This window comes from Shewanella sp. HL-SH2 (assembly GCF_051164935.1).
GTDB classification, from domain to species: Bacteria; Pseudomonadota; Gammaproteobacteria; order Enterobacterales; family Shewanellaceae; genus Shewanella; species Shewanella glacialimarina.
This window is the reverse complement of the sequence record NZ_CP195035.1, coordinates 3,291,614-3,305,525: the sequence shown is the minus strand read 5'-3', so window position 1 is coordinate 3,305,525 and position 13,912 is coordinate 3,291,614. Positions and strand designations below refer to the sequence as shown.

Here is a 13,912-nt window from a genome sequence, read left to right as displayed (position 1 = left end):
GTTTTATTATGGCAAAGGCGCCAACTTCTTAAACGAAGTTGGCGCCTTTTGTTTTTAATAAACCAAGGCATGAAGGAGCCGCATATGGCAGTCACAAAATCTAAGTTAGTTGTCGTGGGTAATGGCATGGTTGGTCATCATTTTATTGAACAATTGTGTAGCCTGGGGCTGAATAAACAATTTGATGTACATGTCTTTGGTGAAGAGCCTCGCCCGGCATATGACCGGGTGCAATTATCCAAGTATTTTGAAACCGGCACAGCCGATTCTCTTATGTTAACCAGTGCGCAAGATTATGCTGATTGGGGAATTAATTTACACCTTAATACGCAAATTACCGCCATTGATATTGCCACTAAAACACTCACCAGCGCGAAAGGTGATCAATATCAATATGACCGTTTAGTGCTGTCGACAGGCTCATTCCCATTCGTGCCACCGATCAAAGGCAGCGACCGTCAGCAATGTCTGGTTTATCGCACCATTGAAGACCTACAAGACATTCAAGCCGCAGCCAACAACAGTAAAGTGGGCGTCGTTGTCGGCGGTGGTTTATTGGGGCTTGAAGCGGCCAATGCCATGATGCAGTTAGGAGTAAAAACCCATGTGGTTGAGTTTGCACCGCAATTGATGCCGGTTCAGCTTAACGACAAAGCCGGTGATTTGTTATGTAGCAAAATTGAGCAGCTCGGGGTGAGTGTTCATACCTCTAAAGCGACTACTGCAATTATTGATGGTGAAACCGCGTTGCATCGAATGACATTCAGTGATGAATCATATTTAGAAGCCGACATGATCGTGTTTTCTGCCGGTATTCGTCCGCAGGATGCATTGGCTAGAGTGTCCAACATTAATATTGGTGAGCGCGGCGGCATTGAAATTGACGATTACTGCTTAACCTCAGCACCTGATGTTTATGCCATTGGTGAGTGCGCTTTATGGCAACAAAAAATATTTGGCTTAGTCGCGCCGGGTTATCAAATGGCCCGTGTTGCGGCATCGCATATCGCCGCATCGGTATCTATTTTAGAACCTAAAAATAAAGCCGCTAGCTTTACCGGCGCCGATATGAGCACCAAACTAAAATTGCTGGGTGTAGATGTTGCCGCAATTGGCGCCAGTCGTGGTTTTGATAATGCACAGTTTGTCGAGCTATCTGATAATCAAGCGGGTATTTACAAAAAACTCTGGTTAGATGAAACCGGCAAATTTTTAAAGGGCGCCGTGCTGGTGGGCGATAATAGCGACTACAGCCGTTTATTAGAGGCTTATTTATCGCAGGATGAAATTATCGGCTCAGCGGTTGAGTTGTTATTAGCGGGCGCAGAATCTGAAGCAGATTTAAAAGACACTTCAATAGTGTGTTCATGCCATCAGGTGACCAAAGGCGATATTGTCGATGCAGTGAAAGCCGGTAATCATAAAATGGCTGAAATCAAATCATGTACTCGTGCCGCATCGGGTTGTGGTGGTTGTGCACCTATGGTGCAAAAAATTATTGACCAAACATTACAAGCGCAAGGGCTAGATTTTAATGCGGGAATTTGTGCTCATTTTGATCATGACCGTCAAGCCTTGTATCACCTTTGTCAGGTAGAAGGCATTAATGATTTTGAGACATTAATGACCTTGCATGGCAAACCTTCACCCCAAGGTCACACCTATGGATGTGATATTTGTAAGCCTGCAGCAGCATCCATTTTTGCCAGTTTACAAAATCAATATGTACTAAACCAAGACAATAGCCATGTGCAATTACAAGACACTAATGATGCGTTTTTAGGTAATCTGCAAAAAGACGGCTCTTATTCAATTGTGCCGCGCATTGCTGGCGGTGAAATTACCCCTGCCAAACTTATCGCTATGGGGCAAATCGCGCAAGATTATGACCTATACACCAAAATTACCGGCGGCCAACGTATCGATATGTTCGGTGCGCAGTTATCGCAATTACCTGAAATTTGGCAAAAACTGATTGATGCAGGTTTTGAAACCGGTCATGCGTACGGCAAATCTTTGCGCACGGTTAAATCTTGCGTTGGCAACACATGGTGCCGTTACGGCGTGCAAGACGCGATTGGCTTAGCGATTGATTTAGAAAATCGCTACAAAGGCTTACGCAGTCCTCATAAATTAAAATTTGCGGTATCAGGTTGTACCCGTGAGTGTGCAGAAGCCCAAAGCAAAGACATTGGTGTAATAGCAACTGACAAGGGTTGGAATTTATATGTTGCCGGTAATGGTGGTATGCGCCCGCGACATGGTGATTTATTTGCAACCGATTTAAGCACAGCAGAGCTATACCAATATATCGATCGAGTGTTGATGTTCTATGTAAAAACAGCCGATAAATTACAACGTACTTCAACGTGGATGGACTCGTTAGAAGGTGGTTTAGGCTACTTAAAGTCAGTGGTTATTGATGATGCACTAGGTCTTAACACTGAGCTTGAAAAACAAATGGACAGCATCGTCGCCTCTTACCAATGTGAGTGGAAAACCAGTCTTGAACAGCCATCATTCCTAAGCCGCTTCAATGAGTTTGTTAACCCGGCAGATGCCCCTAAAGCGGACACTTCAGCCTATCAACGCATACGTGAACAGCGTTTTCCCGCCATTAAAGATGCAGGGGCAGGGACTATCGCTATTCGCGATATTACTGATGTACAAACAAACGATACTGTTGAGGAGGTTGTAGCATGAGTTGGATAAATATTTGTGATGAAACCAGTCTGCCCCAAGGTTCTGGGGTCGCTGCATGGGTAGGGGGTAATGCGGTTGCCATTTTTAACCTAGGTAAAGATGGCTTATTCGCATTAGACAATGTTGACCCAGCATCAGGCGTGAGTCTGCTGGCAAGAGGATTGATTTGCGAAATGGAAGGTGAACTTTGCGTGGCCTCGCCGCTTTATAAGCAGCATTACAACCTGGTGACAGGGGTTTGCATTGAAGATACCAATTTGGTGGCCAGTCCATTTGAAGTCAAAACCGAGCAGGGCAAAGTCTTTGTTTTCGCCAAAGTATTAGGAGTTTAATATGAGCGCAGAAAAATTTAACTTGTTTTCATTTACGGGCAAAATGAAAGTATTGCACTTGAGCTGGATGGCCTTCTTTATCACGTTTGTAGTGTGGTTTAACGCCGCGCCTTTAGTTAGCGTGATAGCGGATAGTTTGGGCTTAACGAAAGATCAAATCAAAACCCTATTAATTTTGAATGTGGCGTTAACTATTCCGGCGCGGATTATTATCGGCATGGTGACCGATAAATATGGTCCAAGGTTAACCTATTCAGCGTTATTAGCCATTTGTTCTATTCCGTGTTTTATGTTCGCGGTCGCAGATACTTTTGAGCAGCTAGCCTTAGCGCGCTTTTTAATCGGCTTTATCGGTGCAGGCTTTGTGATTGGTATTAGAGTAGTGAGTGAGTGGTTTCCCGCTAAAGAGCTAGGAACCGCTGAGGGCATATATGGCGGCTGGGGGAACTTTGGCTCAGCGGCGGCGGCCTTTACATTACCAGCTGTTGCGTTAGCTTTTGGTGGTGAAAATGGCTGGCGTTATGCTATCGCCTTTACCGGGTTAATGAGTTTGGCATTCTCTTTTGTGTATTATTTTAATATCACCGATACACCTAAAGGGTCGACGTATTTCAAACCGAAAAAAGGTGGCGGCTTAGAAGTCACCAGCAAAGGGGATTTTGTGTTGTTGATTATCATGAAAATCCCTATGTATGCCACGCTTGCTTTACTGGGGTGGAAGTTATCTCCAGCAGGCGTCAGCATGTTTACCCAAGACATCACTAACCTCATTTATGGCGCATTAGTTGTAATATTTATTATTGACTATTACCAGACCTATCAAGTCAATAAGCATATCTTTAGCAGCGAAGTGCCAGAGTTTGAGCGTTATGAGTTCAAGCAAGTGGCGGTGCTGAATGTGTTGTATTTCACCACATTTGGCTCAGAGCTAGCGGTAGTGTCTATGTTGCCATTATTTTTTGCTGAAACCTTTGGGTTAGGTATGGCGCAGGCGGGTATGGTGGCGTCAAGTTATGCCTTTATGAACTTAATGTCTCGCCCAGGTGGTGGTTGGTTAAGTGATAAGTTTGGTCGTAAAGTTACCTTACTTATTTTAACTGCGGGGTTAGCGATTGGTTATTTCTCGGTCGCGCAAATTGATTCAAGCTGGAATTTGCCTGTGGCGGTAGTGGTGGTGATGGCATGTTCGTTCTTTGTACAAGGTGGTGAAGGGGCAGTATTTGCCGCAGTGCCATTAATTAAGCGCCGTTTAACCGGGCAAATAGCTGGAATGACAGGGGCTTATGGTAATGTCGGTGCAGTGTTTTTCTTAACCGTTTACTCTATGGTATCGACACAAATGTTCTTCTATGTTATTGCGGTAAGTGCCATATTTGGCTTTATCACCTTACTATTTATGAGTGAGCCTAAGGGGCATATTGCCGAGGTGAATGAGCAAGGTGAAGTCACTTTAATCAGTGTTAGCTAATGGCCAAAAGTGTAACCTGTTTAGCTCGCCGTGAGTCTATTTAACCTCATCGGCGAGCTTTGTGCTTATTGATGTGAATGTACTTTTTTGCTTTTATTTTAGTGACATCGTTTTTGTCATGCTAGTAAATCACGCCAGCCAATCAAGTATGAGAATAACGGCCGCGATAAATTTTATAATGCTTGGCTTTAAATAAGGTGCGGGTAAGACGATATGATCAAACAAAGCGCTGAACCACCCACGCAACAGACGTTAGTATCGCCATCAGAAGTGTTGGTAACATTAGAAACATCAGCAACAGCAAGTAATCAAGAGCCAGATAATACAGTGTTGATGTGTTCCGATACCGAGCAACTTCATATCCATGTAGGTCAAGCGTCAGAAAAAGGCGTTAAAGCGGCGAATGAAGATGCAATTGGCATCCGTATTCCATCGGGATTAATGCTAACCACTAAAGGTATTGTCACGGTTATTAGTGATGGCGTAAGCACCGCAGAAGGCGGCGCACAGGCATCAGCCATCAGTGTCAGTAATTTTATTAGTGATTATTATTCCACACCTGACACCTGGAGTGTGCAAACCTCAAGTAATAAAGTGCTAACAGCATTAAACCGTTGGTTATATGGGTTAGGGCAAGATTATCGAGATGCTCGCCGAGGTTTTGTGTGCACCTTTTCTGCACTGATATTCAAATCGTGTACCGCTCATATGCTGCATGTCGGAGATTCTCGAGTGTATCGACTGCGAGCCGGTGAGCTGGTTAAACTCAGTCGCGATCACAGTACCAGCGTCAGTGAGACCCAGCATTATTTGACCCGAGCACTAGGGATGGACGTTAAGTTAGAGGTCGACTATAAAGCCATTTCGTTACAGGTTGGGGATGTGTTTTTACTGACCACAGACGGCATTCATGATGTACTCACTGACTATGAAATTAATCAATACCTAAATAAACACATTAGCCTGCACCCGCAATTATTAGATGAACAATGTGAGCAGTTTTGTCTCCAGTTAATGGCAAAAGCACTCAGCGCGGGAAGCAAAGATAATGTCAGTGCGCAGCTGTTGTACATCGACCGTTTGCCCAATCAAGAAATCGATGACGTTTATCAACGGCTGGCCAGCAAACCTTTTCCACCGCCAATGGATATAGGGATGAAACTTGATGGATATCAAGTGACCCATATTATCCATCAGTCGCAACGCAGCCAGGTTTATCGGGTAATAAATAGCGAGGGTAAAGCTTTTTGCATGAAAACCCCTTCGGTCAATTACCTTGATGATGCCGCCTATATTGAGCGATTTATGCTAGAAAGCTGGGTGGGTAATCGCATCAATAATAACTATGTGGTTAAAATAGCCGAACAAAATAGACCCAAATCCGCACTGTACTATTTAACCGAATTTTTAGATGGTGTGAGTTTGTCACAGTGGTTAGTACAGCATAGAAAAGCCTCAGTAGAAGAAGTGTTGCGGCTGGTTAAGCAGATGGAACTTGGCATTAGAGCCTTTCATCGACGTGAGACATTACATCAAGATTTAAAGCCAGATAATATCTTTATTACCCGCCAGGGTGGAGTAAAAATTATCGATTTTGGCTCATGCTTTATTAAAGGTATTGCTGAAATTAGCACGCCATTAGTGCGCGATAATATCTTGGGTACTGCAGATTACACAGCACCAGAAGTGATATTAGGTTACCAATCAGATGGCCGAGCAGACTTGTTTTCGTTAGCGGTAATCACCTTTGAAATGCTTGCCGGTGAATTGCCGTTTAAAGGTCAGCTATGCAAATGTCACAAGCGAAATGATTTTTTAAAACTAACTTATGTCAGTGTACATAAATTGAATCCTATGGTGCCAGAATGGATGGATTCGGTCCTCAAAAAAGCCATGAGTATTGAACCCAGCTTTAGGCAAGCCGATACCTGTGAATTTATCCATCAAATAAATACCCCTCAAATACATAAAATTACCAAAGCTAGGGTACCTTTTATCGAAAAAGATCCACTCAAGTTCTGGCAAATAGTATCAATTATGCTGTTTCTGTCATTGCTTGCGTCTTTGTTTAGCAAATTTTTATAGTAATAAAGAGGGGTGAACCTATTTAAGTTAATGATAGTTCTAGCTGTTATTTATTGTTTTTTTAACTTTATCAATAATTTACGATTTAGTTTGTTGGTTTTTTGATAGCGTTAGATGTTTAAATATAAACAAAAGTGACAACTCTACTCTTTTGGCTAATATTTAATGTAATACTAATTTGTTACTTTAGTGCTTTAGCGTTTCATCTAGACTGATGAAACGGCACTGTATGTTAATCAGTTTACAAGGAGAGTTAAATAATGTTTAAAGTAGCCAACTGGATGCTGGTATCACGCTCGCATTTATTAATGGATTTATTGACAGTAAGATGGCCACAAGAGTTTTTAGTTAAATTAACCTGTGCACAGCCAGGTAACATGGCCGATTTTCTTGCGGTGCAGAAATGCAGTTTAGTTGTTTTTGATTTGTCGACTATAGATTTACAACAAACTTACCAATTACAACGAGTGATTGAACGGGAGTTAACTGAAACGAAAACCGTGTTTATCAATTTTCCTAAGCAAGTTGATGCAAGATTTTTAATAAACCCTAAGACTACATTAGGCGTTTTCTATACTGATGCAACATTAACCAATTTAGGTAAAGGGCTTGAAAGTATTTTAAAAGGCCAAAGTGTTATTCCTGCTGATTTACGTGTTGATTCCGACAATGTAGACAATGAAAATGATATTGATAACCTCACCATCAGAGAGCGTGAAGTATTACAGGCATTATTATCTGGTAATACTAACCTTGATATAGCCAATAAATTATTTGTCAGTGAATCAACTATTAAGACCCATTTGTACCGCGCATTTAGAAAAATTGGGGTATCAAGCCGCGGTCAAGCAATTGCATGGGCTCAAACTCATGTTCATGAGGTGATGGTTTAGGGACCACTTGACTAATGACGGACTTAATTAGCTTAGAAGATATCGCATACAATACGATACCTTCTAGGGCTAAGCTTAAGCACTTTTTTTTAATCAGTAGGCGCTAATATTTAAGTACTAAGTTATTTTATCTATTGAGATAACCATAGTTTGACTAAATTTTTATCTTTAATCTTTAGCATCACAGTATCTTTTACAGCAGCTTGAATTATTAAGTCACCTTGCATTAATTCATCGCGTCTAAACCAATGTAGTTTAATCGACTCATTAATAGGGTAGTGTTGCAGTTGTTGCTCAAATTGACCATTTACTTGTAAATTATCAGCGGCTATTAATAAGTCGCCAGCACTTAAACCTGCCTGATGAGCTGGACTATCCTGGGTTACGGTAAGTATTTTTAAGCCTAAACTTTCCGCTTTAACACGGGCACCAAATCCAATTTTAAAGCCCTTAGCTTTGCTGCCGCCAGTATCACTGCTGCCTTCACTGCTTCGCAGGCTCATTTCAACGCCCACTTTAGCGAGTAAATCAGCTAATGGCAGATCATCTGTGTTGTATAAAAAGCTGAAAAGATCATCACAATTACGCTTTAATAATGATTCAACAATGCGTTGATGGCTTTTGTTATCGGTGCCTTTTTCGGTTAAACCATACTCTTGCCATAAAATGCGCATCACATCGTCCAGGCTTTTACTGCCCTGGGTTTCAAGTCTTAAGGTTAAGTCTAACAGTAACGCAAATAGCGCCCCTTTAGTGTAATAACTGACAATAGCATTGGCGGCATTTTCATCTTGTTTATAAAACTTTGTCCACGCATTAAAGCTTGATGAAGCTAAACTTTGTTTAAAGCGGCCTTGGCCACGATAAACCCGAGTCATGGTTTCACTTAATAAGGTTAAATAGCTTTCTTGATCGATACAGCCACTGCGATAAGTGATTAAGTCATCAAAGTAAGAGGTAATACCTTCATAAGCCCATAATTGCTCAGTGTAGCTTTCTTGGGATAAATCAAACGGGGTAAACTTTGCCGGTTTAATGCGTTTTACATTCCAGCTATGGAAGTATTCATGGCTACAAAGGGATAAATAGGTGCGATAGCCTGTTTCGACTTCACCTTGTTCACTTTTAGGTAAATCATTGCGTGAACACATTAAGGCAGTAGAGGCTTTATGCTCTAAACCACCAAAGCCATTATCTAATACCGTGGTCATAAACACATAGCGTTCAAACGGAGCAGGGCTGTCAAAAAAGTGAATTTGGTATTCGCAAATTGCTTTTAAGTCTTGCTTTAAACGGGCCATATTAGCGCGATGCTTTCCACTTAACACAATATCGTGTGGTACGCCTGCTGCGACAAAAGTATCAATAGTTAAGTCGCCCATTTCAACCGGATGATCAATTAAGTCCTGGTAATTTTCAGCGGTAAACTCGCCAAAACCAAATTGTTCACCCGCTGCGCGTGTCATGCTGGTCGCCACTTTCCATTGGGCTAAGTCATTCAATGCTGGTGGCGCTATCGTAACCTGTTGAGGGTGATGCTCTAATCCATTGGCAGCGAGAAAAACTGAACTACCATTAAAAAAGCCATGATTAGTATCAAGGTGAGCTGTACGCACCGATAAGTCCCAGGCATAAATTTGATAACGCAAGGTAATCGTGGTTGATTGATTATCCACTTGCCATGTTTGTTTATCGAGTTGCGTAAAGGCAATCGGCGCATCATTTTCATCAAAAAATTGAATGTCGATGATGTTCTTAGCAAAGTCACGGATCATATAACTGCCCGGTAACCAGGCTGGTAAGCTGAATATTTGATGCGGCTGAGCATTATTCAATGTGGCGGTTACGGCAAATAAATGGGCTTTGGGATCGATGGCATGAATGTGATGATGCATAAAAGGTCCAGTCGCTAGAAACGATAATGAACCCATGCTGCCAAAATTGCCGGGTTTACGCAAACGACTACAATGAAAAAGCATCATTAGCGGTTATATTTATTGAAAAATACTATAAACTTAAGCCTATCCACATTTTGTCATTCAACATGGCTACCGCAAAAAGGACAATTAAATGGCTGAAGAAACCATTTTTAGCAAAATTATTCGTCGTGAAATTCCTGCTGATATTCTTTATCAAGACGATTTGGTTACTGCATTTCGTGATATTTCACCGCAAGCACCGACGCATATTTTGATTATTCCTAACCATCTAATAGCGACTGCAAATGATGTTAAAGCGTCTGATGAGTTAGCTTTGGGTCGGATGATGACTGTCGCGGCCAAGCTTGCCGATGAAGCAGGCATTGCCGAAGATGGTTATCGGTTAATCATGAACTGCAATAAACATGGTGGCCAGGAGGTGTATCATATTCATCTGCATTTATTAGGTGGTAAGCCGCTTGGACCTATGTTGAGCCACGGCTAATGAAAATTAATTCTGATTTTTTCCCGTTAACGGAAGTGGCAACCCGATTTGTTAATCAATTAGCCCAGTGTCGTCGATTAGGCTTGTCGGTTAAAGAAGCCAGCGAACACCATGTACTTATTGAACTACCTTACAGTCAAGATATTATCGGTTATCCAGATACAGGTGTTATTCATGGCGGCGTGATCACCACATTGATTGATACAACCTGCGGTACTGCGGTAGTGTGTGCAATTCTAAAAAAATATCAAACCTTAGAAATATCACCCACATTAGATCTACGTGTCGATTATATGAAACCGGCTGAACCGCACAAAGCTGTGTATGCGTTTGCTGAATGTTATCGATTATCCTCTAGCGTAGCCTTTACCCGTGCAATCGCTTATCAGGACAGCATAGATGAGCCTATTGCCCATGCCGTTGGCACCTTTATGCGTATCAGTCCTGAAATGGTCGGCGAAGAGTTTCGCCAGGCATTAATGGGCAATTTACCGGAGGCCAAACATGACTGAATCTAAAACCTTAGCAAACAAAGCCGATATGCCAGACTCTTCAGCCTCACTGGATGTGAGAGATGTGGTAAAACGTGCGATTGAACTGAATGACTACAGTTATTTGCTGGCTAAAGTGCCGTATTCACAATTTATTGGTATGTCGGTAGAACGATTTGGCGACGAAATGGTGTTTAAATTACCCGCTAAGGATGACAATATAGGTAACCCTATATTGCCCGCTATACACGGTGGGGTAATAGCAGGTTTTATGGAAATGTCGGCAATTGTGCAATTAATGGTGTTTATGCAAGCCAAGAAGGTGCCTAAAATTGTCGATTTCTCCATTGACTATTTACGCGCAGGTTTACATCAAGATACCTTTGCAGAATGTAAAATTACTCGCCAGGGACGTAGAGTGGCGAATGTGAGTATTAATTGTTGGCAAACCAATAGAAAGCAGTTAATTGCCACTGCTAGAGCACATTTTTTGATTGAATAAATGAAGAGGCTTTGCAATGAATATCAAAAAGTTAACGGGTTACTTCGTATTATCTGTAAGTTTATTATTGTCAGCCTGCGCTAATCATACAGCGGGTATTTCAGTTAATTCACAAGGCGAAGTACGAGTCGATAACAGTACTTTTGGCCGACAAGTGTCAGTGACTAATGTGAATGAGCGCCAGAGCGCAGATTTAATTCAAGCAGCGGCACAAATCAATAGTTTAGTGGCAACAGATTTACGCCTACAGTATAAATTCACCTGGTTTGATGCCAGTGGTTTTACCATTGAAGATGAAGCCACTAGCTGGAAATCATTTAAGCTACACGGCAAACAACAAATGCAAGTTAATGCGGTTGCCCCTAATGCCACAGCCACTCGGTTTGAAGTGTATATTCGCCAGGCATTTTCAAATTAACCGATAACTTATCTAAACAGGTGTTTAGCTTTTAAGATGAGTAAAAAACCACGTTTTTTAAGCCAGCATTTACTGGCTTTATTTTTAGTCAGAAAAAAGTATTAGTTTTGCCTGCTAGCGAGCTAAATTTAAGATATAATCCCCTCCGCCAAGGGGTGTTTTACTGGTTAAATTTTATATTTAATTGGAAAACTGAGATATCAAATGATGAACCCTTAGAACCTGATCCGGCTAATACCGGCGTAGGAATGGGCCACTTCGATCTCATGGATGTGCACTTCTTTATCGCTACTTGCCGGATCTCAAACTTAATATTTGAGGTCCTATGCTTCCTGTAAAAAATATCTTCCCAGCAAAATCATCACTCGCATTAGCTGTTCTTACGGCACTTTATGCAACCAATGGTCTTGCCGCAACTGAATCTATTGAGCGTATCGCACCTGAATCTGAAAAGATGGAAGTGATTGTCGTAAATGCAGATTTCAGCAATATCAGTCTTGATAAAATGCCTTCAAGTGTCACGGTTATCGATGCCCAGCAATTAGAAGATGAAGGCGCGCAGCATTTTGAAGATGTATTAAACTCTATTGCTAACTTTAACTGGTCGGGTGGTAGCTCACGCCCAAAATACTTCCAAATACGCGGAATTGGCGAACAAGAGCAATATCAAGGCGCGCCTAACTCATCGGTTGGTTTTATTGTTGATGATATCGATTTGTCAGGTCTTGGCATGGTGTCAAGCATGTACGATATGCAACAGGTTGAAGTATTACGTGGTCCACAAGGCACACAATACGGCGCCAATGCATTAGCGGGTTTGATCTATCTTAAAAGTAATGACCCAACAGACACTTTTGAAAATGGCGCCAAAGTCAGTTTAGGTGATGATAATCTGCAAACTTTTTCAGGTTTTAGCTCTGGTCCTATCACGGATTCAGGAAAGCTACTTTATCGAGTCTCGCTTGAAAAGCATGATCAGAATGGTTATAGAAACAACAGCTATTTAGGCCGTGATGATACTAATCAACGTGATGAATTGACCACCCGAGCAAAATTACGTTGGTATGCCACCGATGATGTACAGGCAGACTTAACCTTGTTACACGCCAACTATAACAACGGTTATGATGCATGGACATTGGATAATAATGGTTTTGATACCCTAACTGATCAACCGGGTATTGATAATCAAAAAACCACTGGCGCAGGGCTAAAACTGTCGTTCACAGGCGCTAAATATTTTGAATTAACGTCATTAACCTCATTTGCACAAACTGATCATCAACATGGATACGACGGTGACTGGGCTAATCCTGCTTATTGGAGCAGTAAAACCTGTAATGAATATGATGATAACTGGAATGTCACCGGCTCAGCACCTTGTGTTTACGATTATACCTGGAACAAAAAGGGCGATCGTAACACTGTATCGCAGGAGTTTCGCTTCACATCAAACCAGGCAAGTCGTATTTTTAATGACTCAACTGACTGGTTAGTTGGCGTGTATGCCATGAACCTTCAAGAAGACAATGATTTATATTCTGAATATAACACCTGGCCAGATGAAGTACTGCAATCAAGCTATGATGCATCTAATTTCGCGGTGTTTGCGCAACTTGACAGTCATTTAGGTGACGATTACTTACTGTCTAGCGGATTGCGCCTTGAGCGTCGCAACAGTGAGTACTCTGATACTAATAATGACAATTTCAAGCCTTCTGAAGACATGTGGGGCGGCCATATAGCCTTGTCTAAATCGCTTAATGCTGCACACAATGCTTATGCGAAAGTCGCGCGTGGCTACAAGGCGGGTGGTTTTAACATGACTTTACCGGCAGAGTTGGCTGATAAAAAACAATTCGATACTGAAATTTTATATAACTACGAGTTGGGTCTTAAGTCTGTGTGGTTAGCGGGGGCAATTGATACTAACTTTGCGCTTTTCTTTATGGACAGAGAAGATCAACAAGTTGCAGCATCATTACAAGATCCTGAAAATCCACAACGCTTTGTGTTATTCACTGAAAATGCAGGCAGCTCAAGTAACTACGGCGCCGAACTTGACTTGAATTGGTACGCGACTGAAAATCTGCAAATGTACGGTAGTGTTGGCTGGTTAGAAACAGAATATGGCGATTATAGCTACCAGGATAAAAATGGGACTATTGTTGATTTATCTGGACGCGAATTAGCTCACTCTCCCAACTTTACTTACAGTGCTGGTGTGACTTATCTTGCTGACTCCGGTTGGTTTGCCAATATTAATACTAGTGGTAAAAGTGACTTCTATTATTCAGACAGCAATGACTCTCAATCTGACGCTTATAACATAGTCAATACTCGCCTAGGTTATGAAACACCAACCTGGTCGGCCTATTTGTGGGGTCGTAATGTGTTTGATGAAAACTATGGCGTACGTGGATTCTACTTTGGTAACGAACCCGATACAGATTGGGCTGATAAGCAATACATTCGTTACGGTGACCCACGTCAAATTGGCGTAACTTTCGACTATAAATTTATGTAATTTTTCGTGAAGCTCATTTGCATCATATGTTGATATTGGACGTTGTTAAATGAGCTTAACCATTGCGAC

11 protein-coding genes and 1 riboswitch are annotated in these 13,912 nt (G+C 41.8%); of the genes, 10 read left to right on the top strand and 1 reads right to left on the bottom strand.

Annotated features, from left to right (window positions below; genetic code table 11):
* The first annotated feature begins 84 nt into the window (after positions 1-84).
* The 5 genes from nirB to ACRWP9_RS14385 all read left to right on the top strand — a co-directional run bounded on the left by nirB (position 85) and on the right by ACRWP9_RS14385 (position 7,481).
* Positions 85-2,703, top strand: a complete 2,619-nt coding sequence (nirB, locus tag ACRWP9_RS14405) for a nitrite reductase large subunit NirB (protein ID WP_434926574.1) — start codon at positions 85-87, stop codon at positions 2,701-2,703.
* Positions 2,700-3,035, top strand: coding sequence for a nitrite reductase small subunit NirD (gene nirD, locus ACRWP9_RS14400; RefSeq protein WP_434926573.1), 336 nt, complete (start codon positions 2,700-2,702; stop codon positions 3,033-3,035). Before nirB ends, nirD begins: the two co-directional genes overlap by 4 nt.
* A 1-nt stretch (position 3,036) precedes the next feature.
* Entirely contained in the window at positions 3,037-4,503 is a 1,467-nt protein-coding gene (locus ACRWP9_RS14395; protein ID WP_434926572.1) for a NarK family nitrate/nitrite MFS transporter, read from the top strand.
* 213 nt (positions 4,504-4,716) lie between these two features.
* Positions 4,717-6,588 (top strand): protein kinase domain-containing protein, encoded by a 1,872-nt coding sequence (locus ACRWP9_RS14390; RefSeq protein WP_434926571.1) that lies wholly within the window; start codon positions 4,717-4,719, stop codon positions 6,586-6,588.
* A gap of 260 nt (positions 6,589-6,848) precedes the next feature.
* Positions 6,849-7,481 (top strand): LuxR C-terminal-related transcriptional regulator, encoded by a 633-nt coding sequence (locus tag ACRWP9_RS14385; RefSeq protein ID WP_434926570.1) that lies wholly within the window; start codon positions 6,849-6,851, stop codon positions 7,479-7,481.
* A 131-nt stretch (positions 7,482-7,612) separates the two neighbouring features.
* On the opposite strand, the gene ACRWP9_RS14380 is transcribed toward ACRWP9_RS14385, so the two are convergent.
* Entirely contained in the window at positions 7,613-9,376 is a 1,764-nt protein-coding gene (locus ACRWP9_RS14380) for a M61 family metallopeptidase (protein ID WP_434926569.1), read from the bottom strand.
* Between the two features lie 175 nt (positions 9,377-9,551).
* Between ACRWP9_RS14380 and hinT the strand changes: the two genes are divergently transcribed.
* From hinT to ACRWP9_RS14355, 5 genes are all read left to right on the top strand, one after another.
* Positions 9,552-9,905, top strand: a complete 354-nt coding sequence (gene hinT / locus ACRWP9_RS14375; RefSeq protein WP_434926568.1) for a purine nucleoside phosphoramidase — start codon at positions 9,552-9,554, stop codon at positions 9,903-9,905.
* The gene (locus tag ACRWP9_RS14370) at positions 9,905-10,417 is read left to right on the top strand and encodes a PaaI family thioesterase (protein ID WP_226414713.1); all 513 of its coding nucleotides are present in this window, start codon (positions 9,905-9,907) and stop codon (positions 10,415-10,417) included. Before hinT ends, ACRWP9_RS14370 begins: the two co-directional genes overlap by 1 nt.
* Entirely contained in the window at positions 10,410-10,898 is a 489-nt protein-coding gene (locus ACRWP9_RS14365; RefSeq protein ID WP_434926567.1) for a PaaI family thioesterase, read from the top strand. The genes ACRWP9_RS14370 and ACRWP9_RS14365 overlap by 8 nt, the downstream gene beginning before the upstream one ends.
* Positions 10,899-10,920: 22 nt before the next feature.
* Positions 10,921-11,316, top strand: coding sequence for a YcfL family protein (locus tag ACRWP9_RS14360; RefSeq protein ID WP_434929083.1), 396 nt, complete (start codon positions 10,921-10,923; stop codon positions 11,314-11,316).
* A 141-nt stretch (positions 11,317-11,457) separates the two neighbouring features.
* Positions 11,458-11,582, top strand: a riboswitch (TPP riboswitch).
* Positions 11,583-11,641: 59 nt separating this feature from the next.
* Positions 11,642-13,843, top strand: a complete 2,202-nt coding sequence (locus ACRWP9_RS14355; RefSeq protein WP_434926566.1) for a TonB-dependent receptor — start codon at positions 11,642-11,644, stop codon at positions 13,841-13,843.
* Positions 13,844-13,912 lie beyond the last annotated feature (69 nt).

Bases quoted from the DNA above. Each gene is read 5' to 3' on its own strand.
- ACRWP9_RS14380 (WP_434926569.1), bottom strand. From the start codon at position 9,376: ATGCATCATCACATTCATGCCATCGATCCCAAAGCCCATTTATTTGCC.
- ACRWP9_RS14365 (WP_434926567.1), top strand. From the start codon at position 10,410: ATGACTGAATCTAAAACCTTAGCAAACAAAGCCGATATGCCAGACTCT.
- nirB (WP_434926574.1), top strand. From the start codon at position 85: ATGGCAGTCACAAAATCTAAGTTAGTTGTCGTGGGTAATGGCATGGTT.
- ACRWP9_RS14390 (WP_434926571.1), top strand. From the start codon at position 4,717: ATGATCAAACAAAGCGCTGAACCACCCACGCAACAGACGTTAGTATCG.
- ACRWP9_RS14395 (WP_434926572.1), top strand. From the start codon at position 3,037: ATGAGCGCAGAAAAATTTAACTTGTTTTCATTTACGGGCAAAATGAAA.
- hinT (WP_434926568.1), top strand. From the start codon at position 9,552: ATGGCTGAAGAAACCATTTTTAGCAAAATTATTCGTCGTGAAATTCCT.
- ACRWP9_RS14385 (WP_434926570.1), top strand. From the start codon at position 6,849: ATGTTTAAAGTAGCCAACTGGATGCTGGTATCACGCTCGCATTTATTA.
- nirD (WP_434926573.1), top strand. From the start codon at position 2,700: ATGAGTTGGATAAATATTTGTGATGAAACCAGTCTGCCCCAAGGTTCT.
- ACRWP9_RS14370 (WP_226414713.1), top strand. From the start codon at position 9,905: ATGAAAATTAATTCTGATTTTTTCCCGTTAACGGAAGTGGCAACCCGA.
- ACRWP9_RS14355 (WP_434926566.1), top strand. From the start codon at position 11,642: ATGCTTCCTGTAAAAAATATCTTCCCAGCAAAATCATCACTCGCATTA.